Origin of the sequence: Streptomyces luteolifulvus, from assembly GCF_008806595.1 — a bacterium.
Taxonomy (GTDB): domain Bacteria; phylum Actinomycetota; class Actinomycetes; order Streptomycetales; family Streptomycetaceae; genus Streptomyces; species Streptomyces luteolifulvus.
Genome location: NZ_VZRB01000012.1, coordinates 88,885 through 113,830 on the forward strand (window position 1 = coordinate 88,885; position 24,946 = coordinate 113,830).

At 69.7% G+C, this 24,946-nt stretch carries 25 protein-coding genes and 1 pseudogene; 11 read left to right on the forward strand and 15 right to left on the reverse strand.

The features are described 5' to 3' along the window. Positions 1–188: 188 nt before the first annotated feature. Positions 189–893 (reverse strand): thioredoxin family protein, encoded by a 705-nt coding sequence (locus F7R91_RS19055; protein WP_150950258.1) that lies wholly within the window; start codon positions 891–893, stop codon positions 189–191. Between the two features lie 233 nt (positions 894–1,126). Next, a complete protein-coding gene (locus F7R91_RS19060) occupies positions 1,127–1,438 on the reverse strand; it encodes a hypothetical protein (protein WP_150950259.1) in 312 nt (103 codons plus the stop codon). A 477-nt stretch (positions 1,439–1,915) separates the two neighbouring features. Between F7R91_RS19060 and F7R91_RS42080 the strand changes: the two genes are divergently transcribed. The 4 genes from F7R91_RS42080 (at position 1,916) to F7R91_RS19075 (ending at position 7,306) form a co-directional block, all read left to right on the forward strand. Next, the gene (locus tag F7R91_RS42080; RefSeq protein WP_191971549.1) at positions 1,916–2,611 is read left to right on the forward strand and encodes a glycine-rich domain-containing protein; all 696 of its coding nucleotides are present in this window, start codon (positions 1,916–1,918) and stop codon (positions 2,609–2,611) included. Between the two features lie 77 nt (positions 2,612–2,688). Next, a complete protein-coding gene (locus tag F7R91_RS19065) occupies positions 2,689–5,334 on the forward strand; it encodes a YcaO-like family protein (protein ID WP_191971550.1) in 2,646 nt (881 codons plus the stop codon). Then, the gene (locus tag F7R91_RS19070; RefSeq protein WP_191971551.1) at positions 5,331–6,329 is read left to right on the forward strand and encodes a radical SAM protein; all 999 of its coding nucleotides are present in this window, start codon (positions 5,331–5,333) and stop codon (positions 6,327–6,329) included. The genes F7R91_RS19065 and F7R91_RS19070 overlap by 4 nt, the downstream gene beginning before the upstream one ends. Further along, positions 6,326–7,306, forward strand: coding sequence for a SagB family peptide dehydrogenase (locus tag F7R91_RS19075; protein ID WP_150950262.1), 981 nt, complete (start codon positions 6,326–6,328; stop codon positions 7,304–7,306). The genes F7R91_RS19070 and F7R91_RS19075 overlap by 4 nt, the downstream gene beginning before the upstream one ends. Here F7R91_RS19075 and F7R91_RS19080 read toward each other — a convergent pair. From F7R91_RS19080 to F7R91_RS19095, 4 genes are all read right to left on the reverse strand, one after another. After that, on the reverse strand, positions 7,296–7,928 hold the full coding sequence (locus F7R91_RS19080; RefSeq protein WP_150950263.1) for a hypothetical protein: 633 nt from the start codon (positions 7,926–7,928) through the stop codon (positions 7,296–7,298). The two genes, F7R91_RS19075 and F7R91_RS19080, sit on opposite strands and share 11 nt — an antisense overlap. Positions 7,929–8,744: 816 nt before the next feature. Further along, on the reverse strand, positions 8,745–9,371 hold the full coding sequence (locus tag F7R91_RS19085) for a hypothetical protein (protein WP_150950264.1): 627 nt from the start codon (positions 9,369–9,371) through the stop codon (positions 8,745–8,747). Positions 9,372–9,479: 108 nt separating this feature from the next. Further along, complete coding sequence (locus F7R91_RS19090; RefSeq protein WP_150950265.1) at positions 9,480–10,364, reverse strand: DUF6397 family protein; 885 nt, start codon at positions 10,362–10,364, stop codon at positions 9,480–9,482. A gap of 128 nt (positions 10,365–10,492) precedes the next feature. After that, the gene (locus tag F7R91_RS19095) at positions 10,493–10,906 is read right to left on the reverse strand and encodes a roadblock/LC7 domain-containing protein (protein ID WP_150950266.1); all 414 of its coding nucleotides are present in this window, start codon (positions 10,904–10,906) and stop codon (positions 10,493–10,495) included. Positions 10,907–10,999: 93 nt separating this feature from the next. Between F7R91_RS19095 and F7R91_RS19100 the strand changes: the two genes are divergently transcribed. Continuing rightward, positions 11,000–11,428: a PPOX class F420-dependent oxidoreductase gene (locus F7R91_RS19100; RefSeq protein WP_150950267.1), complete on the forward strand. Its 429-nt coding sequence runs from the start codon at positions 11,000–11,002 to the stop codon at positions 11,426–11,428. A gap of 13 nt (positions 11,429–11,441) precedes the next feature. Here the strand turns inward: F7R91_RS19100 and F7R91_RS19105 are convergent, their stop codons facing one another. The 5 genes from F7R91_RS19105 to F7R91_RS19125 all read right to left on the reverse strand — a co-directional run bounded on the left by F7R91_RS19105 (position 11,442) and on the right by F7R91_RS19125 (position 16,418). Continuing rightward, on the reverse strand, positions 11,442–12,047 hold the full coding sequence (locus F7R91_RS19105; RefSeq protein ID WP_150950268.1) for a GTP-binding protein: 606 nt from the start codon (positions 12,045–12,047) through the stop codon (positions 11,442–11,444). Between the two features lie 120 nt (positions 12,048–12,167). Further along, complete coding sequence (locus F7R91_RS19110) at positions 12,168–12,575, reverse strand: DUF742 domain-containing protein (RefSeq protein WP_150950269.1); 408 nt, start codon at positions 12,573–12,575, stop codon at positions 12,168–12,170. Positions 12,576–12,595: 20 nt separating this feature from the next. Beyond that, positions 12,596–13,033, reverse strand: coding sequence for a roadblock/LC7 domain-containing protein (locus F7R91_RS19115; RefSeq protein ID WP_150950270.1), 438 nt, complete (start codon positions 13,031–13,033; stop codon positions 12,596–12,598). Next, positions 13,030–15,579 carry a sensor histidine kinase gene (locus F7R91_RS19120; protein WP_150950271.1) on the reverse strand — a complete coding sequence of 850 codons (2,550 nt, stop codon included), beginning with the start codon at positions 15,577–15,579 and terminating at the stop codon, positions 13,030–13,032. Before F7R91_RS19120 ends, F7R91_RS19115 begins: the two co-directional genes overlap by 4 nt. 65 nt (positions 15,580–15,644) lie before the next feature. After that, positions 15,645–16,418, reverse strand: coding sequence for an MHYT domain-containing protein (locus F7R91_RS19125; RefSeq protein WP_150950272.1), 774 nt, complete (start codon positions 16,416–16,418; stop codon positions 15,645–15,647). A 152-nt stretch (positions 16,419–16,570) separates the two neighbouring features. Here F7R91_RS19125 and F7R91_RS19130 point away from each other — a divergent pair, with 152 nt between their 5' ends. Beyond that, positions 16,571–17,170 (forward strand): class I SAM-dependent methyltransferase, encoded by a 600-nt coding sequence (locus F7R91_RS19130; RefSeq protein ID WP_150950273.1) that lies wholly within the window; start codon positions 16,571–16,573, stop codon positions 17,168–17,170. A gap of 15 nt (positions 17,171–17,185) precedes the next feature. Here the strand turns inward: F7R91_RS19130 and F7R91_RS19135 are convergent, their stop codons facing one another. Next, the gene (locus F7R91_RS19135; RefSeq protein ID WP_191971553.1) at positions 17,186–18,082 is read right to left on the reverse strand and encodes an oxygenase MpaB family protein; all 897 of its coding nucleotides are present in this window, start codon (positions 18,080–18,082) and stop codon (positions 17,186–17,188) included. A gap of 97 nt (positions 18,083–18,179) precedes the next feature. Here F7R91_RS19135 and F7R91_RS19140 point away from each other — a divergent pair, with 97 nt between their 5' ends. The 3 genes and pseudogenes from F7R91_RS19140 to F7R91_RS19150 form a co-directional block, all read left to right on the forward strand. Beyond that, positions 18,180–18,476, forward strand: coding sequence for a hypothetical protein (locus F7R91_RS19140; protein WP_150950275.1), 297 nt, complete (start codon positions 18,180–18,182; stop codon positions 18,474–18,476). 136 nt (positions 18,477–18,612) lie between these two features. Next, positions 18,613–19,452: a hypothetical protein gene (locus F7R91_RS19145; protein WP_150950276.1), complete on the forward strand. Its 840-nt coding sequence runs from the start codon at positions 18,613–18,615 to the stop codon at positions 19,450–19,452. Between the two features lie 15 nt (positions 19,453–19,467). Beyond that, positions 19,468–19,888: pseudogene (locus F7R91_RS19150) on the forward strand (hypothetical protein); the annotation flags it as partial. 5 nt (positions 19,889–19,893) lie between these two features. Here the strand turns inward: F7R91_RS19150 and F7R91_RS19155 are convergent. Continuing rightward, positions 19,894–20,076: a hypothetical protein gene (locus F7R91_RS19155; protein ID WP_150950277.1), complete on the reverse strand. Its 183-nt coding sequence runs from the start codon at positions 20,074–20,076 to the stop codon at positions 19,894–19,896. Positions 20,077–20,326: 250 nt separating this feature from the next. On the opposite strand from F7R91_RS19155, the gene F7R91_RS19160 reads away from it, so the two are divergent. Beyond that, a complete protein-coding gene (locus F7R91_RS19160; protein ID WP_150950278.1) occupies positions 20,327–21,667 on the forward strand; it encodes an esterase-like activity of phytase family protein in 1,341 nt (446 codons plus the stop codon). Positions 21,668–21,680: 13 nt separating this feature from the next. Here F7R91_RS19160 and F7R91_RS42775 read toward each other — a convergent pair whose 3' ends face one another. Further along, on the reverse strand, positions 21,681–22,085 hold the full coding sequence (locus F7R91_RS42775) for a hypothetical protein (protein WP_225320692.1): 405 nt from the start codon (positions 22,083–22,085) through the stop codon (positions 21,681–21,683). Between the two features lie 123 nt (positions 22,086–22,208). After that, positions 22,209–23,375, reverse strand: a complete 1,167-nt coding sequence (xylA, locus tag F7R91_RS19170; protein WP_150950279.1) for a xylose isomerase — start codon at positions 23,373–23,375, stop codon at positions 22,209–22,211. Positions 23,376–23,488: 113 nt separating this feature from the next. On the opposite strand from xylA, the gene xylB reads away from it, so the two are divergent. Continuing rightward, complete coding sequence (gene xylB / locus F7R91_RS19175) at positions 23,489–24,934, forward strand: xylulokinase (protein ID WP_150950280.1); 1,446 nt, start codon at positions 23,489–23,491, stop codon at positions 24,932–24,934. Positions 24,935–24,946 lie beyond the last annotated feature (12 nt).

Sequence of the window (24,946 nt, forward strand, 5' to 3'; positions counted from 1 at the left end):
ACAAGCGCCAATTGCCAGGTGCAGTAACCAGATTCCCGGTCGGGCAAAGCCTCCCCGGGCCCTGCCGGCCGCCCCACGTGACGCCTGAGGGCCGCTCATGGGCTGTTGCGAGCGGCTTCAAAGGCGACAGCACATCACCACGTTCACCGGTGGGCACCTCATGGCGCACTGCTGGCGTTGAAGCCACATCACGGGACGAACGCTTCCAACATCTGAGCGACGTTGTCGGTCGTGCTGAGCCCAACGCAGGACGTCCGCACCTTATCGGTCTTCGTCCCGCCCTCCATCGGGCCGAAGATCTGGTCCTCGATCCGCCCACGATTGAAGAGTGCCAGTGTGGGGACACGGCGGAAACCATACTGGGCACACAGCCGAGCGGTTTCCGGTCCGAACTCCAGTCGAACCACCTTGGCACGACCTCGGAACTTTTCCGCCGTCGCCTCCACGACGGGCACAATCTGCTGGCTCTCGGCACACCACGCGGCGTCGACGTGGACCAGGACGGGCACCTGCGCCTTCAGTACCTCAGCGTCGAAGTTGAACTCGTCGACCTGGAGCACCGGCCGCAGTTGCCGGTCGATCATGTCCATGACCCTGTCTGGCGAGGAGGCACCACCGATGAAGTCCGCGACGTTGCCATCCCGGAACAGCATCATCACCGGCAAGCGGGTGACCTTGTACTGTCGGCAGATCTTGTTACCACCCGGGTCGGAGTCGACGTCGACGGTGACGACCTTGATGCGGTCCTCATAACGGGCAGCAAGCTCATCAACCAGCGGCACCAGTTGCTGGCTGGGCAGACACCACGAGGCCCTGAATGCCACCAGCACGGGTGCGTCGTGTTGTAGGACCTGCCGACTGAACTCGCGATCTGACACGCTCGAGACCGCCATGAGCGCCACCTTCTTCCCTGACGTTGACCCGTCTTCTCAGTGTGGTCACCGGGCTGCCGCTCCTTCAATGTGGCGCGCAAGAGATACGCCCCGTTCGCAGCACCGTGACGATGGCTCGTCTGCAATTCCGCGAGCGCTTTTGGTACCCCCTGGGGTGACGTGTGTCTTCCCGGCTCTATCCGGGCAACATCAGTAGGCAAGAAGGTTCAACCTCGCGGTGGGCGATCCGGTTCTCACTTGAAAGCGCTTGAGTTGCGCACGTTTTCGAACCAACTTACGGTCTTCTTGCTGGGCCCATGTGTCACGCTTTCACCATAGGCCCGATCGGCGGATCGGGCAGAAGATGCACGAACGGGGCGAGAGAGCGGCTCGAGCAGGGGTCCCACATCGACCTCGCGGCCCTCGTCCGTCGGAAGACGCACGGGACCACCGATCAGGTCAGCCTGGCGCCACAATGTCTCGATGCCGCGCAGCTCTTCAGCCACCCGCAGGTTGGCCAAGACCGCTTCGACGGCACGCCCCCGGTGCCATCGCTTCTGCTGCACGCGGTGGCGCCAGTACGCGTTGGGGAACTCGTAGGCGCACGCACCCATGAAGTACGTGGCGATGTGGCACCGCCGGTCGGCTCGCCATCCGGCCTCGACCGGGCCTGCCTCTCCTCCCGCAGATCACAGTCACGGACCAGTTCGTCGAGCTCCAATTCGTGCGGTTTGAGGTCGAAGCCGCGCGACCCGACGAACTGGAACACATAGCCGGAGTACAGCCGGTCCCGTAACACCGAGATGCCGTACCGCGCGAGCAGCCGAGGGAGCACGATCCCCCTCCCTCAACCCAGCCGGCCTCACGGTCCACGGCGTCCCCTGCAGCCCGCAACAAGCCCGCCAGGAGGGACGGACCATCACCCTCGGAACCCCCAGGAAAGCTTCGAGTGGGGCGCCGTCGCCGAACAAGCCGCCGCAGGGACCCGATCAGGAGTGCGGCACTCCGATCACTGAAAGCGACAGTTTGACTACAGTTAGTATATGGTCGAGATTGGCGCGGCACTGCTACAGGCCCACGGCGCCGAGGACTTTCGCCATGCCGGCCGACTGCGGAAAGAGGGTGATGAAATGGGGACGGTTGCGCCCTCGCGGGAGGATGTCGTCGCGGCGGTCGCCCTGGTGGACCAGGTTGACCTCGCTCCGATCAACCACAAGCTGCGGCATGACGACCCGGCAACATGGACCGAGGAGGCCATCGCCGAAGGCGAGCAGAAGTACCGCCGGTTCCTGGTGTTGAACCTGCTGCACCCGCACACCACGCTCTCCGTCGACCGCACGCTCGACGAGTACTGGCATCAGCACATCCTGGACACGCGCAAGTATGCCGAGGACTGCCAGTTCCTCTTCGGCTACTTCCTCCACCACGATCCCTACTTCGGCCTCGACGAGGACGGCGACGAGTGGCTGGAGAACGTTGCAATGTTCTCGGCAACGCAGGACCTCTACGAAGAAGCTTTCGGGGAGCCGTACTCAACGAAGAAGCGGCTCACCATCGACAAGGCGGTCGGCGGCGCCGAATCGACCGACGATCCGCAGCGTATTTACGCGTTCCCACAGTCGTGCAAGAGTGGGCAGCACTGCAACAAGATCATCGGGCCGGAGATCTTCAATCCTGCGATCCCGGATCTGCCGCGGAAGCCGATCACGCCCCTGCCGCTCGAGGAGCCGGGCGAGTAGTTCGCCCGCGAGCCCGGAAGGAAACGACGCTGGACGGCCGACCTCTCATCTTCCTTGGTCCCTCGTTGCCTCGCTCGGTGGCCGAGCAAGTACTCCCGGAGGCCGACTACCGGCCGCCGATCCGGCGTGGTGACCTGGACGCTGTCGCGTCCGGGACGGTTGTCGGCATCATCGACGGCGTATTCGCCGACGTGCTGGCGATCAGCCCGGGCGAGATCCGTGCCGCCATCACCCGTGGGGTGGTGGTCCTGGGAGCGGCCAGCATGGGCGCGCTGCGTGCCACGGAGATCCCGGCGGTGGTGGGTCTCGGCCGGATCCACGAAATGTACCGCGACGGTGTGATCGAACGGGACGACGAGGTCGCAGTCCTGTTCGAGGAGGATACGTACCGAACGCTGACCGTGCCGCTTGTCAACGTCCGGTACGCCGTCGAACGTCTGGTGCGTACCGGCACACTCGCCCCTCGCACGGGCGACGACATCGTGCTGGCGGCCCAGGCGCTGCACTATACGGACCGAACCTACGAGGCGATCTTCGACGCCCCGTCGCTGGCCGCCAAGGCCGACGCTGAGGAGACCATCGCTTTGCTGCGGCGGTTCGACCTCAAGCGAGAAGACGCACAGCTACTGCTCGAATATGTGGCCGCCGGTCAGGTGCCGGAGTCCGTCCGGGTCGAGACCGGAGAACTCGTCATCGCCGACGCGCCCGCCTACCCGACGCCGAGGGTACGGGACCGCGAGGCTGCCGACGCGCACCTGCACGTGTGGGAAAGCGGCGACACGGTTTCCTTCGCCGAGCTTGTCCAGTTCCTGAAGGTGACCGGTCGGTTCGACGTCGTAGCCCGTGCGGCGCTGCTGCGCCTGACGACCGGGGGCGGGCCGCTGTGGGTGTCGCCGGACGCGCTGGCCGACTCCGCGCGGGATCCTGCGCAGTCGTTGCTCGACTTTCTGCGGCTGCAATGGGGCTGGGAGTCCCCCGAGGAGACGCACGTGACCATGGGCGACCTCGGGCTGGGCCTGGAAGACGTATCCGACTCGCTGCACGCCGAAGTCACGGTGGCCCGGCTGGTGGCGGCGGTCGGCAGGCATCCCACGACAGCAATGAGCAAGGCGCTGAGGGCCGGCCTGTGGATCGACGACCTCGCGCTCAAGAGGGAGATCCTCCGGCTGGGCGCGGTCCGGCACTTCGCTCGACAGGTGGCCGCCCACAGCGAGCCGACCACTGCCGAGTACGAAGAGGCGCGGCGATGTATCACCCGGTTGCGCCCGGCCCTGTCCTGGCCGCAGGCAAGCTCGGCTCTCGGCGTGCTCGGCGTTTCCCGTACAGCGCTCGACGGAGCTGCACGGGAACTCGCGCTGGCCCGGCGCGCGGCTGCACCGCTCGTCAAGGTCCTGGAACGCCCGACCGCTCCGGTCTGCCCGGCGGGGCCGTGGACGGGCATGGGGATCGGACTGGTGCCGACCCCGAAGGTGAGCGGATCTCGCCGGTTCTCCGTTGACACGGACAAGGCCCGAGTCATCGCGGACGACATCGCGCGGCAGTTGGGCGTGGTGCGCGTGGGCATGGTCGGCGAGCTGACCACGCTGGGCGTGCACATCGCCCAGGCTTTTGCGCAACGCAGCGGCTGGTCGGCAAGCTTCGCGAGCGGCAAGGCGGAGACGGTCGACGCCGCGAAGACGGGCGCCATCATGGAGGAAGCGGAAATCCAGGCGCAGGACGCCTTCCGTCCACGGACGGCGCTGCGGGCCTCCTATGAGCGTGCGGTGGCTGAGGGGGCCGTGGTCGTGGCGCCGGACCGGCTGGGGCTGCCGTTCGACAGCCGATGGACCTCTCAGGCTGAGCTGGAGTGGGCGGAGACGGTCGACCTGATCGGCGGGCGGAAAGTGCTGGTCCCGACCGCGGTCCTGGTCAGCGGCAGACTTCCGGGGGACATTCTCTACTCACCGCGGCTGGGAGGAAAAGTCTTTTCCTCCAGCGGTCTGGGCTCGGGCTTCAGCCTGGCCGAGGCGGCCACCCACGCGGTCGCCGAGTTGGTCGAGCGGCACGCCACCCGGCTCGCCGAGCTGGAGATTGACAATCCGGGCGGGATCGGCTGCCGAGAGTTCCGGTTTGTTGACCTTGAGTCCCTGCCGGACGTTCCGCGCCGGATCGTAACCAAGTACGAGCACGGCGGGATGAGCGTGCGCCTGCTCGACATCACCTCCGAGGTACGGGTGCCGACGTTCCACGCCCGGGTGTTCGAGGACCCCTTCTCGGGCGGGCGCAGTACGGTGTCCGACGGGTTCGCGACCCACCCGGACCCCGAAGTCGCGGCGACGATGGCGCTGCTGGAAGCCGCCCAGACCAAGGCCGGATATATCGCCGGAGGTCGGGAGGACTACTCGCTGCAGGCGCGGAGCCTCGGCCGCCACGAGCGGCCACGGACCGGGCGCCCCGCCGCGCATGCGTTCTGGTTCGGCAACGACCGGCCGACCCAGGACTTCGGCACAGTCGCTGGGTACGTGGCGGACGACATCCTCGACGAGCTGCGATGGATGGTGGGTGCCATCGAGGCCGCGGGCTTCGATCAGGTCCTTCTCACGGATCTCACGGTCGACCGCATCGCGCCGGCCTACGCGGTACGGGCCGTGATCCCTGGCTCGGAGACGACGAACCCGCTCTGCACCGGCGACCGCGGGCGCGCCACGTGCATCCGAGACCTGTTGCCCAGGGGGAGACGATGACCACTCCGGCGGCAGTGGTCTGGGACATCACCTACGCCTGCCCATTGCGCTGCGAGTACTGCTACTCCGAATCCGGCCGTCGCCCCTCGCAGCAGTTGAGCTGGCCCGACCTTGCCCGGGTGGTCGACGCCCTGGTCGAACTGGGACCGCGCACCGTGGTGCTGTCGGGCGGTGAGCCGCTGGTCGTGCCTGAGATCTTCCAGGTGGCCGAGCGGCTGCGCAGCGGCGGCGTGTCGGTCCACCTGTACACGTCCGGATGGCATGTCACCGACCGGATCGGAGCTGCGGTTTTGGAGGTGATCTCCAACGTCACGGTCAGCATCGACGGGGCGACCTCGGCCACCCACGACCGGCTGCGTGGCCGGGCCGGATCATTCGACCGCGCCTTGGACGCCGCCGCGCGCCTGTCCGCCGCGGCGGCCGGACGGCATGAGCCAGCGGTCGGCGTGGACTACACGGTCACTCGGTCGAACTTCGCCGAGATGCCGGACTTCTGCCGCCTGGTGGCCACGCGACTGCCGTCCCTGGACTACGTCTTCTTCGGCGCGGCGATGCCGATCGGCCTCGCCAGCCGCGAAGGCTTTGTCGCCCATGAGATCGTTACGCCCCGGCAACTCACGCTGCTGCGGGACGACTCCTACGCAGACACGCTCCGAGCCCACGTAGGAGCCGACCTCGTGGTCAGCGACAACGGAATGTTCCAGATGCACCCAGACCGGCTCGCCCAGGGCGAGATCCCAGCGATGCAGGTGGAGCCTGACGGGCGGGTGCGGGCGATGCCGGTGTATGAGGGCACCGTGGGCAGCCTGCTGGACGAGCCAGGTACAACGCTGTGGAGGCGGGCGATGGCCCGTTGGTCCGACCCGCGCGTCACCGGCCTGATCGAGCCCGCACGGACGATGGAGGCGTGGGCGGACGCCACCCGGCGGCTCGACCTGATGTTCGGCGACACGGAGGACCGGCGGCGGATCGAGCGTCGGCCGACCTTCCCGTGAGCACGCTGCTGGTCATCTCGCCGCTGGCGAGGGTCCGCTGGGTGGCCGGGCGGCTGGAGATCTCGGCCGCAGGCCACGTCGTGACGCTGTCCATCTCGGAAGCCGACGCTCTCGCGGTCATGCACGCCTTCGCCCAACCCAGCACGGTATCCGAGGTACGGACACAGTTTTCCTTCATCGACGTGGATTCGCTGATCGCCGAACTACAGTCGGCCGCCGTCCTGGTGCCGCCCGCGCAGGTCGCAGCGATCGAGTCCGCACGTTGGGACGTCGACTCGCTCACGTTCCACCGCCGCTCCCGAGCATCGGCCGGAGGCGGCTCACCACCGGTTTCGCCACCCGTGGTACCGGCCCGACCGGCGAGTACGATGTTCCGGCTCGACTGGCCCACCCATCCAATGCTGCAGAACCTGCCGTCGCTCCTCAACGCCCGCGAGTCTCGGCGCTCTTGGCCGGACGAGCCCACGCGCGATCTCGGTCGCCTCCTGTGGCTCAGCGCCCGCAACCGCGACACCGGACCGCATGTAGTCTCGCGGCCATACCCTTCCGGCGGCGCCGCCTACAGCCTCGAGCTATATCCCGTCGTCGCGCCGGACGCGGTGGCCAGCGTGCCGGCAGGGATCTATCGGTACCTGCCTGACACACACGCACTCGAGCTCATCTCCCCGGACGCGCACAAGCCGGTGCTTGCCGGGGCGGCCGCGGCTGCGGGCGCCGAGCGGGCGCCCGTCGCGATCGTGGTCACCAGCCGCTTCGAGCGGGCGAGCAGCACCTACGGAGAACTCGCCTACAGCTTGGTGTTGAAAGAGGTAGGCGCGCTGTTCCAGACGTTCTACCTAGTGGCCGAGTACCTGGGACTGGCGGTATGCGCGCTCGGCGGCGGCTGCCCGGACGACCTATTCGCCGAGGCGATCGGAGCGCACGACCTCATTGAGCCCGTGGTCGGAGAGCTGGTCGTCGGGCCGGCTAGTCGGTGACCGGCGCGCCCTCCTGGTCGAACAGCTCGCGACTGACCTGGGTGGGGAACTCGTCGTCGCTCGGCTGTCGCTCAAACGATTCCGCATCGACGTCGTAGGACTCCTGGTCGAACTCAACCGAGACGACACCCCTGTCGTCGAGACTGTAGCGGTAGCGGCAGTCCAGGGCCTTCGGCTTGCGACCGCCGCCCGGGGTTGGGAAGTCGCCGTATCCGATCTGGCGTTCGGTAACGAGCAAGGCGCCGCCGTCAACCCGCATCTGAACTAGGAAGCAGCTCCCCGCGAGCGGGTCGTACTGCGTGTTCGTCGAGCTGATGTACCGGGCGAAGCCGAGGAGCTGGCCAGTGCTGACGCGCTCGGTCATCTCGTAGCGGTACACGCGGACCGCGTCCAAAGTTCCGTCGGCATCGGGGCCGAACCGGCGACCACGCGTGATCACAGTCAAGTCGAAGTCGAAACCGCTCGTTCGCTGGACGAAGTTGCTGAAGAAGGTTTGGTCCGCATACGTTGTCTCCACGCGACCCGCGTCTGTGTGCGTGCTGATCGGCTCGGAGGTCAGAGTTCTGCCGATCAGGTACTTTCCGATGAACTCAACCACGCTCTTGGACGACGCACTGAGCATCGGGACCCCCTTCCTGGTCCACGGTCTGTGTCCAGGAACTGTAGCCCGCGAACATGCCGAATTCCCTTAGGCTGGTCCGGCCACGCCGGGCTCGAAAAAGCGTTATCAATGGTATGTCCAACGGACCCATCGACGCCCCATCCGTCGCAGGGCGAGGTTGAAGCCGCCGCTCTCGTACACCTGAGGTCAACGATGCCCCTCCAGGACCGTTGTCGATTACCTCTATGACAAGCCGACCTGCCTCGTGGATCGAACGGACGCATGCCCGACCACCAGAGGCATGTTGACACCGTTCTGCAGGGCATCGCTCACCACGTAGTGGGCAGTTGCCTCCATGATCGGTGAGAAACGCCAACCCTGGTCGGTGAGGATCGCAGGCGAATTCCCTGGGCGAGCTCGCGCAGTTCCCGAATGGCAGAACGCAGCTCTTGCTCCAATACGTCCACCGCTACCAGGTCGGAGGATTCGCCCAATCTGGCATCGTCGGGGAGCTCGTACGGCTGGCCCGATACATCAATCCACCCGGCCTCGGAAGGGAACACCACTCCAAGTGTCGGATCCCGCAGGGTCTTGGCGAGAGCCGATCGACGTCGTCGCGACCCAGGGGTGCGGTTCCCTCGGCGGCACTCAGGGTGTCAAGTGCTTCCCGCCGCTCCTCGGTGGCAGGGCACGCACGGCCTCGAGCTAAATCGCTATCGGTGTCAACGGGGACGATTATCGACCCGTCGACACCAGACGCCGCGGATTCGACCGGCAAGGTCCGCAAGACTCGGCCCAGCCGGTCCAGAGGACTTGCACGACCCGCCGGGCTGGAAATCACGGCATCCGGGAACGGGCCCGCACGTGCTGCAGGGCCCGTCGTCTGCCGGATTCGGTTGTTCGCCAGCGTCGGGTGAACCGGCCCCGACGCCTCCCGCCCGGCGAGCCCGCGGTACGCGGTGATCCGTCAGCGCAGCGCAGCCCGACGTCTTCGTAGAACACGTTGGGGTCGATCTCCTTCGCCAGGACGTAGGCGTCCTCGAAGAAGGGGAACACAACCCGCCCGCGGCGTCGGCGTTCCGCGGCAATGTAGGGCTCCAGCGTTTCCCAGGTCTTGATCAGCCGATGCTGAGCGAGGCTGATCAATATGACCGGGTTCACGATGTCGTAGCGCAGCATGATCGACACCGACTCGTACACGAAGGCGACGTTCCAGGCCCGGTAGTTCGCGGGGTACGGAAGGCCCTCGATGCCGTTCTCCGGGCCGTGTTCGCCGGACAGCTCGGACAGCACCCACAACTGGTCCCGCTGAAAGTCCTCATCGCGGATGTGCGTCATCAGCAGATCTGTCGTCATGGCGAGGTCACTGGCGGCGCGGGCCCGCCCGACTTGCCGGTACACGCCCCATGCGGATGCTCCCAGCGCCAGCACCGAAAGGGCCAACGAGATGAGGTTGAAGACCACAGGCCCCCCACAGGCTCAATGATGATCACCGGTCACGTGCCCGCCACCCTAGGTGTGCTGACCGAACCGCCCAGGCCGAGAGTAGAGCCGTCGGGCGGCAGGTGTGGCTCATGAGCTTCTGCGGCGCAGCCGGGCCAGCAGTCCGCGTGAGGGCTGCGGCACCTCTGGTCGGGGTGAACCGTGCTGTGCCCAGGGCGAGTCGGGTGTGCCTGCCGGGCGCGGCGCCGGCCGGTGATCGCGTGCCTCTTCGAGAGCTTGTGCCAGGTCGGCCCTCAGCCAGCCGATCTCGTCCGGATCGCCCGCGGTCATGATCCTCTCGGCGAGGTGCGCGGCGGGCGAACCCAGTGCGCCATGAGCAGGCGGCCCCGGACGGAAACGGTTCAAGTAGGAGCGCTCGTAGGGGTCGGTCGCGATGTCCGCGATCTGGATCGGGTCGAGGAAGGCGGCAACGGCCCCGGCGCACTCCCATGGGTCACCGGCCTGGCGGAGCAGGAACCCCAGGTGCCGTCCGCGCCAGTTGCGGGGGCGCAGGTCCAGGCCCGCTTCCAGCAGGTCGCGCATTCCCTCCGGCGTACGGCCCTTCAGCAGCGAGGCGTTCTTCTGGTCCGCCGCGAACTGCCGCAGCTCTTCGGCCAGATACAGCCAGACCACGGCTCGATAGCGGTTGAGATAGAACTTCACCGGCACCACCAGGCCCAGGCGTGCCAGGCGCGTGAACCTGCCGGCCGGCACCTTCATGAGGGCCGCGCCCTCCGTGGTCCCCATGACCTTCACCCGCTCCCGCAGTGACTCCGGGAAGCGGTCCGCGCAGGACAGCCGGTCGATCTCGGAGCGGGCGACACGGCGGCCGCCGCCTCCCTCGTCGGGCACGGTCCTGATGTGTCCGAGGTGAACGGCGAGGTCGAACTCGCTTCGCTTGAGCTCCAGTTCCCGTGCGGCGCGGCTCGGCGCATACGAGAGGCGGTGCGGTGCGGTGATGGTGTTGCCCGACATGATCGGTCTCCCCCGTGGAGTCGGATGCTCACGCTGTGTGCGCTTGCCGTGACACAAAACCGTAGCCGGTCCGGCGAATCTGCCGGTGAGCCTGTGGATAACTCCACGGGAGAGGGTGAATCAGCAGGTCAGAGCTCTGCTGCAGTGCGCTGCTCGGGCTGTCGCGCATCCACGGCGAGGTGCTCGCCGACCCGGTTCACGAGCAGAGTCATCTCGTAGGCGATCTGGCCGATGTCGGCCTCCGCGCCGCTGAGGACGCACAGACAGCTTCCGGTGCCCGCTGCGGTCACGAAGAGCACCGCGTCGTCGAACTCGATCATCGTCTGGCGTACCTGCCCGGCGCCGAAGTGGCGTCCGGAGCCCTTGGCCAGACTGTGCAGGCCGGACGAGACGGCGGCGAGGTGCTCCGCGTCCTCGCGGCGCAGCCCTGTGCTCGCGCCCGCCACCAGCCCGTCGTTGGACAGGACCAATGCGTGGCGGACGTGTTCGACGCGTTCGGTCAAGTCGTCGAGCAGCCAGCCGAGTCCCTGGTTCTGCACCATGTTTCCGTCTCCCCGTGTGACGTCTCCTCCTGGCCGGAGGATCTCCCAGTCAGCCTTCCCCACGACCGGCCGCCGGGCAAGGAGGATGGGGGCATGGCACAGAAGATGACCGATGAGGAATGGCGGGCCTTCGTCTCGTACGGCACGCGCACCGCAAAGCTGTCCACCGTCCGGGCCGACGGCAGTCCCCATGTGACGCCGGTCTGGTTCGTACTCGACGGGGACGACGTGGTGTTCAACACCTCCAGGACGAGCGTCAAGGGACGCAACCTGGCACGGGACGGCCGGGTCGCCCTGTGCGTGGACGACGACCGGCCTCCGTTCGGCTTCGTGGTGATCCAGGGGCGCGCCCGCATTTCGGAGGACCTGGAGGAACTGAGGTACTGGGCCACCCGCATCGGGGCCCGCTACATGGGCGAGGAGCAGGCGGAGGCGTTCGGCGTGCGCAACGGTGTGCCGGGCGAACTCCTCGTCCGTGTCCCGATCGACAAGGTCCTCGCGGAGAAGGCCGTCGCGGACTGAGGCCGGTCGGCGGTCAGCCGACCGAGTCGAGCAGCCGGGCGGTGTGCATGCGCCCGGCGTACTCGACCAGCCGGATGAGCACTTCCTTTCCGGAGGCGCGGTCGCGGGCGTCGCAGAGCACGACGGGCGTTCCGCGGTCGAGGTCGAGGGCGCGTGAGACGTCCTGGGCGCCGTAGGTCCGGGCGCCCGCGAAGCAGTTGACGGCGACCACGAACGGGATGCGGCGGTGCTCGAAGTAGTCCACCGCGGGGAAGCAGTACTCGAGGCGGCGGGTGTCCGCAAGGACCACGGCGCCGAGTGCTCCCTGCGACAACTCGTCCCACAGGAACCAGAACCGGTCCTGTCCCGGCGTCCCGAACAGGTAGAGGGACAGACCGGACCGGATGGTGATGCGGCCGAAGTCCATGGCGACCGTCGTGGTGACCTTCTGATCCACACCGTCGGTGTCGTCCACCAACTCGCCCGCCTCGCTGAGCAGTTCCTCGGTGCGCAGCGGCTTGATCTCACTGACCGCGCCCACCAGGGTGGTCTTGCCCACGCCGAATCCGCCGGCGACCAGTATCTTCAACGCCAGGGCGGCCGTCTCGCCGCCGGTCGCGTCGGAGTGCTCGGAGACCATCGATCACTTCTCTCGGGAGCGGGTGCGAAGGGAGCAGCATGACAACTAGGGCTCCCTTACGGTGGGTTAGACGGATATTTGCCTGATGTGGCCGACTCGTAGCCGGTCGCGATCGTTCCTCTACAGCGCCCGCAGCCCTTCGATCACCTCACGCAGAATCCGTTCGTCGGGAAGCTGAGCGGGAGGCACCGGACGGCTGACGGTGACGCAGCCGAGTTCCAGCAGATCACCGAGGAGCACCCGGACCACGCCGACCGGCAGATCGGTGCCCGCGGCGAGTTCCGCGACCGACTGGGTGTCCGTCCGGCACAGGTCGACGAGGGCGCGGTGTTCCGGTCCGAGCGCGGTGGTGTCGTCGGGCGCACGCGCGTCCAGTGTGACCAGGGCGATCAGGTCGAAGCGCACCCCGGTGGGGCCGGGCCTGGTCCGTCCGCCCGTCATGGCGTACGGACGGACGAGCGGCCCGGCCTCGTTGTCGTACCACTGGCTGCCCGGCTCGCTCGGGAGGCCGGTCGTGTCCTCGGTCATGTACGGACCGCCTTCTCGCCTCAGCCGGTGGCGGGCGGCCGCGCGCCGACACGTGGTGCGGTGCAGAGGTGCTCGCCGACGCGCTTGACCAGCCGTGCCATCTCATAGGCCACCAGTCCGATGTCGGCGGTCACGGCGGTGAGAAGGGCGAGGCAGGAGCCGTCACCCGCAGCGGCCACGAACAGGAAGGCGTCGTCCATCTCCACCATGGTCTGCCGCACCCCGCCGGCCCCGAAATGCCGGCCCGCGCCCTTGGCCAGACTGTGGAAGCCGGAGGCGACGGCGGCCAGGTGTTCCGCGTCCTCACGTCTGAGGTCGCTCGATGCGCCCACTGCGAGTCCGTCGTTGGACAGCACCACGGCGTGCCGCACCTCGCCCACGCGCAGCACCAAGTCGTCCAGCAGCCAGTCGAGTTCGCCGGACCGCTGGGCGGTCCTCCTGCTCGGGTCCTGGATCATGCGGGGTCTCCTTCGCTGCTGTCGCTGCCCGCTCGGGCGTCCGAGACGGCACCGCGGCGGGCATCCGGTGTGCCCGCGCGGCCGGGGGGTCTGCCGCCGCCGCGTGTCCATCCGTCGCGGTACGCCGCCATGCGGTCCCGGACGAGTTCGGGGGTGCGCCGGTCGTCGCCGCGAGCCGTGGGCCTCTCCCCCGGTTCCTCCGGGCGCCGCTCGCGCAGTTGGGGGGCGAGGCTGGCCTGGCGTACCCGGCGCGGGAGGGCGTCGGATCCTGCGGAGTCGTCCGGGGGACGGTGCAGTCGCAAGGTGGTGACTCCCGGGGGTGGGGTGTCGGTCGCGGTCTCCACCGCACCAGGTACGGAGGGCACCAGCGCGGGACGGTCCGGCTGCGCGGGGATGCGCTCCTGAGGGGGGTCCGTGGTGCGGGGCACGCGCGCGTGCCCCGCGGCTGTGGTCCGTTCGGCGTCCGCGGTCCCGCCGGGGGAACGTTCCGCCGCGCCGGTGTGCAGCAGTGCGGTGGGCAGAAGGACGACGGCGGTGGTGCCACCGTAGGGCGAGGTGCGCAGATGCACCTTGACGCCGTGCCGGGCCGAGAGTCTGCTGACCACGAACAGGCCGAGCCGGTCGCTGTCGAACAGGTCGAGTGCCTCGGACTGCTCGATGCGGCGGTTGGCCTCGGCGAGCGTCTCTTTGCCCATGCCGAGGCCGCGGTCCTCGACCTCGACGGCGTAGCCGTTGCCGACGGGCTCGCCGGTGATGCGCACGCGCGTGTGGGGCGGCGAGAACTGCGCCGCGTTCTCGATGAGTTCGGCCAGGAGGTGGGTGAGGTCGGCGACGGCCCCGCCGACGACGGACGCGTCGGGCAGCTGTCGTACCTCCACGCGCGCGTAGTCCTCGACTTCGGAGACGGCCGCCCGGACGACGTTCGTGAGGGAGACCGGCATGCGCCAGGCCCGGCCGGGCGCCGCTCCGGAGAGGATGATCAGGCTCTCCGCGTGACGCCGCATACGGGTCGTGAGGTGGTCCAGCCGGAACAGGTCGCTCAGCTCGTTCGGGTCGTCGGAGCGCCGTTCCATGCTGTCGAGAAGGCTCAGTTGGCGGTGCACGAGGATCTGGCTGCGCCGGGCGAGATTGACGAACACCCCGGAGATGCCGTCGGCCAGCTCGGCGCGCTCCACGGCGGCCCTCAGCGCGGCCCGGTGCACGGTGCCCAGGGCCTCGGCGACCTGCCCGGTCTCGTCCTCCGCGGGCGGCCCGGGCGGCGCCTCGGCCCGTACGTCGATCTCCTCGCCCGCGCGCAGTTTCCTCATGGCTTCGGGGAGTTTGCGCCGGGCGATCTCCAGGGCGCCGTTGCGCAGGTTGACCAGCTCGACGACGAGCCCGCGACCGATGCGTACGGAGATGACGAGCGAGGCGGCGACGGCGACGAGGCCGAGCAGGACCGCGGCGCCGGCCGGGGTGAGCAGCCCGCGGGCGAACGGGTCGGCCCGGTCGGCGACACCGCGCCCCGCGTCCTCCTCGATCGTCCGCATGCCGTCCCGCACGCGCGTGTGCGCCCGGTCCCAGACGGCTTCCGGTGCCGCGGCGGTGGCCCGTGCGCCCGGGGCACCGGCGAGGATGTTGTCCTCGGCGGCGGTCAAGGCGGCGTACTCGCTGCCGTCGGCAAGGGTCTGCCAGGCGGTGTGCTCGGGACCGCTCAGGTCGGCGACGGCGGACTCGGTGATGGCTCGGCGCGTGTCGACAGCGCCGGTGAACAGCCGCAGCCGCTCGCCCGAGAGTCCGCCGGCCAGGCGTGCACTGGCCAGTACGACGTCCTCCTGGGCCAGTGCCTCGCCCGCGCGGGAGAACTCGAGGAGCACGCGCGCGTCCGACCCGGGTTCGGCGTCCTGGATGCCGGTGAGGGCACCGCCCACCGCGAAGGCGGCCGTGAGCGTCCTGGTGTAGCGGCCGTACGTCTCGTCCCAGGTCATGCGTCGGTCGAGCACCGCGGTCCGCAGAGGGCGCAGTTGTTCGGCGCCGGTGACGAAGGCTTCGAGTCGCTCGGCCACTCCGGCGGGCAGTTCCTCGCTGTCGGCGACGGTGCTGTCATGGCTGAGCCGTAGTGTCGCCACAGCGCGGTCCGTGTCCCGCGCGAGCTTCCTCAGGTCGTCGCTCCGCCCGGTGGACGGGTCGGTCGCGTAGCGCACCGCGACCCTGCGTTCGGCCTGGAGCGCGGCGACGGCTTCCGCGACAGGCGACCGGATCGCCGAGTCAACACGCTGCAACTGGCGCAGCCGGGCGACGTCCTGGGCAGTGCTCACGGTGGCGTATCCCCACAAGGCGAGTAGCGAGACGACCGGCACCATCAGCAGGCAGACGATCTTGGCCCGAACGGTGCGCGGCCGTATGCGCCAGTGGCCCGCGCGCGCGGGCAGGTCGTCGGGGGCACCGCCGGAGGGATCTTCGGATCCTTCGTCGGCAGGCGGTCCGGCGTGTGCGCGGCGGCCGCGCACCGGAGGTGGGGGCGGCGTCTCGGCGCCGGCTGTGGGGGTCCTACGCGGTGTACGCATGGCCTCCTCGCTCGGGAGTGGTTCGGGTGCGTGCCGTCCGGGCGGTACCGCGGCCGGTCCCGCCACTAGCGGGCGGCACTCGCGGCGGGCCGCTGGGCGGAGGCGGATGCCTCGCGCTCGCCCGTGGCCGGCGACAGCGCGACGAACGCGGACGTCAGGAACAGGTACGACCCGAGGCCCACGGCGAGGGGGAAGATGAACTGCATCGCCGTGGCCCCGGGCAGGGCCGTACCGGAGGGTGTGACGTGCACGCTCACGGCGAACATCGCGGTGTAGTGCATGCTGCTCACCGCCGCTCCCATGATCAGAGAGGCGATGGTGACGGCGACGGGTGACTTGATGTTGAGGGCCGCCCACAGCGCCGCGGTCGCCGCGACGACGGCGATCAGGACGGAGAGGGCGACCAGCACCGGGTCGTAGCTGACGTCGCCGTGCAGCCGGACCGCCGCCATGCCCAGATAGTGCATGCTCGCGACGCCCAGCCCGGTGGTCAGTCCGCCGAGGAAGAGCGCGCGGGCACGGTCCTTGCCGTAGCCGACGGCGAAGACGCCGACGCAGACGACGGCCATGGCGACGAGGAGGCTCACGATGGTGAGCGGCACGTCGTAGCGGATGTCGGTGCCGCTGACGCCGAAGCCGAGCATGGCCACGAAGTGCATGGTCCAGATGCCGGTGCCGATCGCGGAGGCCGCGGTGACGAGCCAGTTGCGGCGCGAGCGGCCGGTGGCGCCGAGCGCGCGCACGGTGCAGCGCAGACCCAGGGCCGCACCCATGCAGGCCATCACATACGACAGCAAGGGGGTCAGCCACCCGAAGGTGGCGTGGTCCAGGTGTCCCATGGCCCCGGGACGCTAGCCGGGGCCAGGAAGCACACAGGGGGCGCATTTCGAAAGGTGCTGGAATATGACGCAGAGATGTTCCTGAACGATCGCGTCCAGCCCGAACGTGTGCACCGCGACGCCGTTCCCGTCGGTGAGGGATGATCCGGACCATGAGCGACGACCACACACACGTCCAGGAGTTCTTCACCGCCCGCGCCGCCGACTGGGACAGCCGGTTCCCCGACGACGGCCCCGCCTACGCCGCCGCCGTGGCCGATCTCGGCCTGCGCGAGGGTGATCATGTCCTCGACGCGGGCTGCGGCACCGGACGCGCCCTGCCGGCGCTGCGGGCCGCCGTGGGGCCGTCGGGCGTGGTCGTCGGGGCCGATCTGACCCCGGCCATGTTGGACGCCGCCGTACGGGCCGGACGGGACCGGGACGGACACCTCCTGCTCGCCGACGTCGCTGCGCTGCCGCTGCGCTCCGAGTCGTTCGACGCCGTGTTCGCGGCGGGCCTCATCGCCCATCTTGCCCGGCCCGCCGAGAATCTGCGGGAGCTGGCGCGCGTCGTGCGGCCCGGCGGCGTGCTGGCCCTGTTCCACCCCATCGGCAGAGCGGCCCTCGCCGCACGCCAGGGCCGGCAGATCACTCCGGACGATCTGCGCGCCGAGCCCAACCTCCGCCCCGTGCTGGCCGGTTCCGGCTGGCGCATGACGTCGTACGCCGACGAGGACACTCGGTTCCTGGCCCTGGCGGTCCGCGAGAGCTGACCTCCCGGCTCCGCTTCAGTCGGCGGCTGATGGGTCCAGGTGCCGTACCGGGCAGCCTCGCACACCGGGCACCGGGCGGGTGCCGAGCTCGTCCAGCCGGTAGCCGTTCGGGTAGCCCTTGATTTCCCAGTTCTGCCGGGCGTGGTGCGGTGCCCGGCGCGGCGGCAGCAGCCGGACGGCCCGTCCGCGCAGGCGTACGGCGCGGCGCACGAGGGTGCGGGTGACGGGGCCCGGAGGTGTGTAGCGGAAGGCCCGCAGCAGCGGCTCGTCGAGCAGGGCCAGCGTCGAGGTGCGCAGGAGCGGCGCCAGTGGCCTTGGGTACCACGAGGCCATCAGGTCGAGCGTGGCGTCCGAGACCCGTCGCGCCTGTTCGTCCCATCCGAAATGGGCCTCTTCGTAGGCGTCGAGGCAGGCCTCGAACTCCTCGTAGGAGCCGGGGATGTCCTTGATGCCCATGTGCCGCCCCAGAGTGCGGTAGTGCACGGCGGAGGCGACAATCTCGTGGCGCGACAACCGGCGCCATCCGTACGCGTCGATCCAGCGCTTGGGCATCACGACGAACGTAGACAGCACATACCGCATGTCGTCATTGCTGATGTCGTAGCTGCGGTGCATCTGGTTGATGCGGCGGATCGCCGTACGGCCCTGTTCGCTGTCGAAGCCGTGCTCGACGACCGCGTCGAGGAGCAGTGAGGTGTCGTCGTAGCGTTTCTGTGTCCGGTCCGTGAGCTCGGCCGTCCCGGCGAGCAGCCGGCCGATGCCCGGAACGGCGTACGTGCGGTAAAGGGCCAGTTCAAGGGCTCGGGTGAAGTCCCAGGGGAACTCGTACGCCGTGGTGAGCCGGTAGATCTCCCAGGAGTCCTGCTCCGGGTCCAGCCGCCGGATCTGTGCGAGCCGCTCGAAGCGCTTCACCGCGTTGTCCCCCTTCTGCCGCCGGATCTCCAACTCTACGTTGAGCAGCAGGAGATGGTCGACGAGCCATGGCACCACGCAGGGGAAGGTGGTCAGCATGTTCGGCAGGGTCCGCAAGGCCTGCACCCGGTTTCTCAGCTCGTTGCGCGGTGAGGCGAACGCAGGCCGGAAGGCACCGGGGCACAATCTGTTCGAGGCCGCCGCCGCGTATGTTTCGGCCTGTGCGGAGGACGACCAGGAGCGGATCGACGAGGCGGCGGGCTGGGTGTCGCCGGAGGCGTTGTCCTTCGGGGTGAGCGAGCTGGCGTGCCGGGCCGTCATCGCCCTCGCGCGGGAGCGCGACGAGTCGACGCGTACCGTGGCGAGGGCACTCCTCGGGCTGCCGGCGGCCTGAGGCGGCGCGCCGCGGGTGGTCGATTCGCCCCATCCGGTCAGAAAACTGCAGCTCCGGGTGGGCATCTCGGTCGTGACAAGCTGCTTCCCGGCGGACTAGGGTGCGCGCCGTTGGACCAATTGCTGGGGAGGCTGGGATGGCCGGGACGGACGAGGAAGCCGTCGCCGCCGCGGACGATGCGCTGTACGTGCTCACGGCGGTACTGCTGACGCCGGCGACGTTCCCGAGTGTGCTGGGCGACGACTATCCGGAGGCCTGCGGGGCGCTCGGTCTCGCGCCGCTGGCCGACGGGTACGGCCTGATACTCGGCCAGGACGGCGAGGGAGCCAGGTGGACCGTCGCCATCGACGACGTCTCACTGGTCGCGGTCGCCATCGCCTCGTGGGACTGCGGCATGGAGTACGAGCTGTCGCCGGACGAGCGCACGGTCGTCGCCGCCCTGCCCGGCTGGCCCCTCGACGTCGCCGTCGCGGCCCCCAATGTGCCCGCGCCGCACGATCCCGGCCCCGAGGTCGCGGACGGTGCCCCGCTCACGCCGCCGGACACCACCACATGGGGCCCGGCCCAGCGCCGTATGGGAGCCGACGAGATCGCGCGCCAGTGGACCACCTGGCGGGAGCAGATCGACGATGCGGAGTTCCTGAACCCGGGCGAAGGACCGGCCGACGCCGCTCCGGGCGCGGAGGGGACCGAGGCCGACAAGAAGGGCCTGAGCCCCGTCCGGCGGGTCCTCGCCGAGGCACGGGCATACGCGGACACCCCGCCGCCGCTCGGCCGGGTGCGGTCGTCCTTCGCGTCGGGTGACGCGCGGATCCTGCGCGTGGACGGCCCCGGCTGGTCGCTCGTGGCCAGGACCGACGACATCGCGTTCGTGCTGCTCGACGAGGAGCCGGGGGAGGTCATGCCGGTGGGCCGGGGACCCGAGCTGCCGAGTCTCCTGGAGGCGCTCGACAAGATGGCCGTGCGCCCGAGCTGATCCCGCCCACGGCCGCACGACGCGCAGTTCGTGATCCGGCTGCCGGGCCACTGGAACGGCGGTCCGGTCGTCACGGGCGCACCGGGCACACGCAGGCAGTACGCGACGGACACGGCGATCTCCGACCAGGTCCTCGCGGCCGGCTAGAAGGTCTGCTGGGGCATCGCGCAGAAGGTCTACCGTGCCGAGTTCAATCCGTCGTACGGCCCCAGCTGCCCCGGCGCGTCCGCCGGTACCACCCCCGATCACTTTCTGGCTCCGTGTGCCTCCGAATCCGGACCGGCTGCGGCCGATCCTGCCCTGCTACCGGTCGGCGTTCGACGCACTGGTCGCATGGGCCGAGCACGGCGTCCGGCCGCCCGCGGACCATGTCGTCGGCAGGCCCGCGAGCGGAGACGTGGTCGGCTCATGCGCGCCGGCCGACCGGGCCGCGGCGGCGCGTCAGCGGCCGAGCTCCTTGCGCGTGGCGCGGCGCAGCCTGCGCCGCTGTGCGGGGTCGAGCGTGAGGTACGCGGCCGCCGGGACCCCCAGGATGATCAGAAGCGCGGCCCACCAGGGCAGCCAGATGAGCAGGATGATCCCGACCGCCACACCTCCTGCGGCGATCTTCGCGTTCTTCGACATCAGCGTCGCCTCCTTCGCGGCCACTGCCGCTCTCTGTCCAGTGAACGGGTCCGCGCTTCCCGTGGTTCCTGACCCGCCCCCGAGAAACCCCTGAGACACCCCTGAGTCGCCCCCTGAGACCGTCCCGACGCTGGAGGGGGCGTCGGCTCGACAAGTGGCCGACGCCCCGGGTTCATCCGCCGGTCGTACGGCGTTCCGCGCCGGGCCCAACTCTTGCCGCTGTCACCGAATTTGGTCCTCAGGAGGCCTGATGTCCCCGTATGCCACCGGCCGGCGCCGCGTCCACCGTTCCGTCGCAGCAGGCGTGCCCCTGGCCGTGCTGGCGGCGCTCGTGGCGGCCGCCCCGGCCGCGGACGCCTCGTCCACGGACGCGTATGTCACGCGTACCGCGACGTTGGGCGACCTTCCGCTCGGTGCGTTCAGCAACGCGCTGCTGCCGGGGACCGTGGACGACGACCGGGGCGTGGACCTCGGGGGAATCGGGAGTGATCTCTACCCGGCCGGCCGCAAGGGCGAGTTCTGGACGGTCACCGACCGCGGCCCCAACGGTCAGATCAAGGTCAGCGGCACGAAGCGGCGCACGTTCCCGGTGCCGGGCTTCGATCCGTCGATCGTGAAGATCCGGGTGTCCGGTGACAGCGTGCAGGTGCTGGACGCGATCCCGATCACCACCTCCTCGGGCAAGCCCGTCACCGGCCTGTCGAACCAGCAGGGGCGTGACGAGGCGCCGTACTCCTACGACGCACAGCAGCCGCTGTCGTACAACCCGAACGGGCTGGACACCGAGGGCATCGTGCGGGCGGCGGACAACAGTTTCTGGCTCGTCGACGAGTACGGGCCCTCGCTCGTGCATGTCTCCGCGCGCGGGAAGGTGCTCGCGCGCTACGTGCCGAAGGGGCTGAACCTCACCGGGGCGGACTATCCGGTCGTGGAGGCCCTGCCGTCCGTGCTGCTGCACCGGAAGATCAACCGGGGTTTCGAGGGGCTCGCCCAGCTTCCCGGCGGCAACCTGGTGCTGGCGGTCCAGAGCCCGCTGTCCCTGCCCGACGCGGATGCCGGGGGCGCGTCGCGCACGACCCGTCTGCTGCGGTTCTCGCCGAAGAAGAAGGCCGTCACCGCCGAGTACGCGTACCGCTTCGATCCGGTGAACGTCGTGGATCCGAGCGAGGACGACACCTCCGAGCTCAAGATCTCCTCGGTGGTCGCCGTGGGCGGTGACCGGCTGCTGGTCGAGGAGCGCACCGACAAGACGGCGCGGCTGCAGCTCGTGCGTCTGGACTGCGAGGCGAACATCCTCGGCGGCCCCTGGGACGACGACACGACGTCTCCGTCCCTGGAGCAGCTCGACGACCCGGCGGCCTCCGGCGTCCCGGTGCTCCCCAAGCGCCTGGTCGTGGACCTCGGCACGGTGGCGGGCCTGCCCGGGAAGATCGAGGGCATCGCGCGCGTGGATCACCGCACGCTCGCCGTCATCAACGACAACGACTTCGGGATGACGGACGGCGCGGGCGCGTTCGACGCGCAGGGACGGCTGGTCGACAGCGGTGTGGAGACGACGGTGACCTACGTGCGGCTGCCGCGCGGCATCTGATCCCGAGGTCCCCCTACAGGGACGGGATCAGCGATTCGAGACCACTGGGCAGCTCGCTCGGCAGACCGCTGGGCAGTTCACTGGGGAACTGCGACGGCAGTCTGCTGGGCAGCTCGGTCGGGATGCTCAGGGAGGGCCTGGGAGAGCCGCTCGTGCCGGAGCTGCTCCCCGCGGGCGGCTTCTCGTCCGGTGAGCCGTCGGTTGCCGAGGCCATCAGGACCACGGCGACGACGGCCGTGGCGGCCACGATCACCGCGAGCAGGACGAAGAGCGGGTTCCGGCGTCTGCCCGGGCCCTGGCCGGGCGGCTCCGGCTCCCAGTCTCCGTACGCCGGCGGAGGAGGTCGAAAACCGCCGCCCGGAGGCGACGCGTCGCCCGGTGGCCCGGGCGGCTGAGGTGGTACGGGCGGCACGGCCATACCCCAAGCCTCGCCTCGGACTGCTCAAGGCGCGACCCTCGCACGGAAGTTGATACGGACTCACGCCATGGATCGCATGATTCCGGAACTTTCCGTGCGGAGACGGGCACGCGCGCGTGTGGTTCAGTCACGCGCCCCCAGCAGATGGTCCATCGCCAGCTGGTCGAGGCGTTCGAAGGCCATCCCGCGCGCGGCGGCCGCCTCGATGTCGAACTCCTCGAAGGCCGCACGGTCGGCGAGCAGCGTCTTGAGGCCGTCCGCCGCAGTCGGCTGCGCCAGCTCGTCCAGGCGCGAGGCACGCAGGGCCTCCTGGACCTCGGGGTCGGCACGGAAGGCGGCCGCACGCTCCTTGAGGATCAGGTAGTTGCGCATGCAGCCCGCCGCAGACGCCCACACGCCGTCGAGGTCCTCGGTCCGCGGCGGCTTGAAGTCGAAGTGCCTCGGGCCCGCGTAGCCGGCGCTCTCCAGCAGGTCGACCAGCCAGAAGGCGGCCCGCAGGTCGCCCGCGCCGAAGCGCAGGTCCTGGTCGTACTTGATCCCGGACTGACCGTTGAGGTCGATGTGGAAGAGCTTGTCGGCCCACAGCGCCTGGGCGATGCCGTGCGGGAAGTTGAGCCCGGCCATCTGCTCGTGGCCGACCTCCGGGTTGACGCCGTACAGCTCCGGACGCTCCAGACGGTCGATGAACGCCAGTGCGTGGCCCACGGTGGGCAGCAGGATGTCGCCGCGCGGCTCGTTCGGCTTGGGCTCGATGGCGAAGCGCAGGTCGTAGCCCTGCTCGGTCACGTACTCGCCGAGGAGGTCGAAGGCCTCCTTCATGCGGTCGAGGGCCAAGCGCACGTCCTTGGCGGCGCCGGACTCGGCACCCTCGCGGCCTCCCCAGGCGACATAGGTCCTTGCGCCGAGCTCCGCCGCCAGGTCGATGTTGCGGATGGTCTTGCGCAGGGCGTAGCGGCGCACGTCGCGGTCGTTGGCGGTGAACGCGCCGTCCTTGAAGACGGGATGCGTGAAGAGGTTGGTGGTGGCCATCGGCACCGTCATGCCGGTCGCGTCGAGAGCCTCGCGGAACCGCTTGATGTGCGCCTCGCGCTCGGTGTCGGTGGATCCGGACGGGATCAGGTCGTCGTCGTGGAAGGTCACACCGTACGCACCGAGCCCGGCCAGGCGCTGAACCGTCTCCACCGGGTCCAGGGCGCGGCGGGTGGCCTCGCCGAACGGGTCCCTTCCCTGCCAGCCGACGGTCCACAGGCCGAAGGTGAACCTGTCCTCGGGGGTGGGCTGGTAGTTCATGCCGCGACTCCTTGCTCGCTCTGCTATTTCGTCATGGCCGTTTACAAATTAGTATGCCCACACATCTCGGGGAAGGGACAAGACTGTCCCTGAAGAGAAAGAGGGAGAGCCCGATGTCAGCAGCCGAGGGTCCGCTCGTCGTCGGCGTGGACACCTCCACCCAGTCCACGAAGGCGCTGGTCGTCGACGCGTCCACCGGACGGGTCGTCGCGAGCGGCCAGGCGCCGCACACCGTCTCCTCCGGGGCCGGCCGGGAGAGCGACCCGCGCCAGTGGTGGGACGCCCTGTGTGAGGCGCTGCGCCAGTGCGGCGACGCAGCCCACGAGGCCGCGTCCGTGTCCGTCGGCGGCCAGCAGCACGGGCTCGTCACCCTGGACGCCCGGGGAGAACCGGTGCGGCCGGCCCTGCTGTGGAACGACGTGCGCTCGGCACCGCAGGCCCGCCGGCTGGTCGAGGAGCTGGGCGGCCCGAAGGCCTGGGCGGAGCGCACCGGGAGCGTGCCGGGCCCCTCCTTCACGGTCACGAAGTGGGCCTGGCTGGCCGAGAACGAACCGGAGGCGATCCGCGCCACCAAGGCCGTACGCCTCCCCCACGACTACCTCACCGAGCGCCTCACCGGTCTGGGCACGACCGACCGCGGCGATGTCTCGGGCACCGGCTGGTGGGCGTCGGCGACCGAGTCGTACGACGACGAGGTCCTCGCGCGCGTGGGGCTCGATCCCGCGCTGCTGCCCCGTGTGGTCCGCCCCGGTGAGGTGGTCGGCACCGTGCGAGACAGCCACGACCTGCCGTTCTCCAGGGGAACCCTGGTCGGAGCCGGCACCGGTGACAACGCGGCCGCCGCGCTGGGACTCGGTCTGCGCCCCGGCACCCCCGTGCTGAGCCTCGGCACCTCGGGCACGGTGTACGCCGTCTCGAAGCAGCGCCCCGCCGACCCGACGGGCACCGTCGCGGGCTTCGCCGACGCCCGCGGCGACTGGCTGCCGCTGGCCTGCACCCTGAACTGCACGCTCGCCGTCGACCGCGTCGCCGCCCTGCTGGGTCTCGACCGCGAGGCGGTGGAACCCACCACGGAGGTCACCCTCCTGCCCTACCTCGACGGCGAACGCACCCCCGCCCTGCCCGGCGCCTGTGGACTGCTCCACGGGCTGCGCCACGACACGACCGGCGGACAGCTCCTCCAGGCCGCCTACGACGGTGCCGTCCACTCCCTGCTGGGCGCGCTCGACCTGGTCCTGGACGCGGACGCGGACCGGTCGACCCCGCTGCTGCTGATCGGCGGCGGAGCCCGGGGCACGGCCTGGCAGCAGACCGTGCGCCGGCTGTCCGGGCGGCCCGTCCAGGTACCCGAGGCCAGGGAACTGGTCGCGCTCGGGGCCGCGGCGCAGGCGGCCGGTCTGCTGACCGGTGAGGATCCGGCGGCGGTCGCCCGGCGCTGGCACACGGCCGCGGGACCCGTGCTCGACGCGGTGGAGCGGGACGAGGCGACGCTGGCCAGGATCTCCGGAGTACTCTCCGACGCGGCCCCGCTGCTGGAGCGCGGGACGGACCCGCGCTGACCGACCCCCGAC

Coding starts and splice junctions, on each gene's coding strand:
- F7R91_RS19140 (WP_150950275.1), top strand. CDS start 18,180: ATGTTCGGCAGGGTCCGCAAGGCCTGCACCCGGTTTCTCAGCTCGTTG.
- F7R91_RS19105 (WP_150950268.1), bottom strand. CDS start 12,047: ATGGTCTCCGAGCACTCCGACGCGACCGGCGGCGAGACGGCCGCCCTG.
- xylB (WP_150950280.1), top strand. CDS start 23,489: ATGTCAGCAGCCGAGGGTCCGCTCGTCGTCGGCGTGGACACCTCCACC.
- F7R91_RS19155 (WP_150950277.1), bottom strand. CDS start 20,076: ATGTCGAAGAACGCGAAGATCGCCGCAGGAGGTGTGGCGGTCGGGATC.
- F7R91_RS42080 (WP_191971549.1), top strand. CDS start 1,916: ATGGTCGAGATTGGCGCGGCACTGCTACAGGCCCACGGCGCCGAGGAC.
- F7R91_RS19130 (WP_150950273.1), top strand. CDS start 16,571: ATGAGCGACGACCACACACACGTCCAGGAGTTCTTCACCGCCCGCGCC.
- F7R91_RS42775 (WP_225320692.1), bottom strand. CDS start 22,085: ATGGCCGTGCCGCCCGTACCACCTCAGCCGCCCGGGCCACCGGGCGAC.
- F7R91_RS19100 (WP_150950267.1), top strand. CDS start 11,000: ATGGCACAGAAGATGACCGATGAGGAATGGCGGGCCTTCGTCTCGTAC.
- F7R91_RS19145 (WP_150950276.1), top strand. CDS start 18,613: ATGGCCGGGACGGACGAGGAAGCCGTCGCCGCCGCGGACGATGCGCTG.
- xylA (WP_150950279.1), bottom strand. CDS start 23,375: ATGAACTACCAGCCCACCCCCGAGGACAGGTTCACCTTCGGCCTGTGG.
- F7R91_RS19110 (WP_150950269.1), bottom strand. CDS start 12,575: ATGACCGAGGACACGACCGGCCTCCCGAGCGAGCCGGGCAGCCAGTGG.
- F7R91_RS19125 (WP_150950272.1), bottom strand. CDS start 16,418: ATGGGACACCTGGACCACGCCACCTTCGGGTGGCTGACCCCCTTGCTG.
- F7R91_RS19080 (WP_150950263.1), bottom strand. CDS start 7,928: ATGCTCAGTGCGTCGTCCAAGAGCGTGGTTGAGTTCATCGGAAAGTAC.
- F7R91_RS19090 (WP_150950265.1), bottom strand. CDS start 10,364: ATGTCGGGCAACACCATCACCGCACCGCACCGCCTCTCGTATGCGCCG.
- F7R91_RS19095 (WP_150950266.1), bottom strand. CDS start 10,906: ATGGTGCAGAACCAGGGACTCGGCTGGCTGCTCGACGACTTGACCGAA.
- F7R91_RS19115 (WP_150950270.1), bottom strand. CDS start 13,033: ATGATCCAGGACCCGAGCAGGAGGACCGCCCAGCGGTCCGGCGAACTC.
- F7R91_RS19070 (WP_191971551.1), top strand. CDS start 5,331: ATGACCACTCCGGCGGCAGTGGTCTGGGACATCACCTACGCCTGCCCA.
- F7R91_RS19120 (WP_150950271.1), bottom strand. CDS start 15,579: ATGCGTACACCGCGTAGGACCCCCACAGCCGGCGCCGAGACGCCGCCC.
- F7R91_RS19160 (WP_150950278.1), top strand. CDS start 20,327: ATGTCCCCGTATGCCACCGGCCGGCGCCGCGTCCACCGTTCCGTCGCA.
- F7R91_RS19055 (WP_150950258.1), bottom strand. CDS start 893: ATGGCGGTCTCGAGCGTGTCAGATCGCGAGTTCAGTCGGCAGGTCCTA.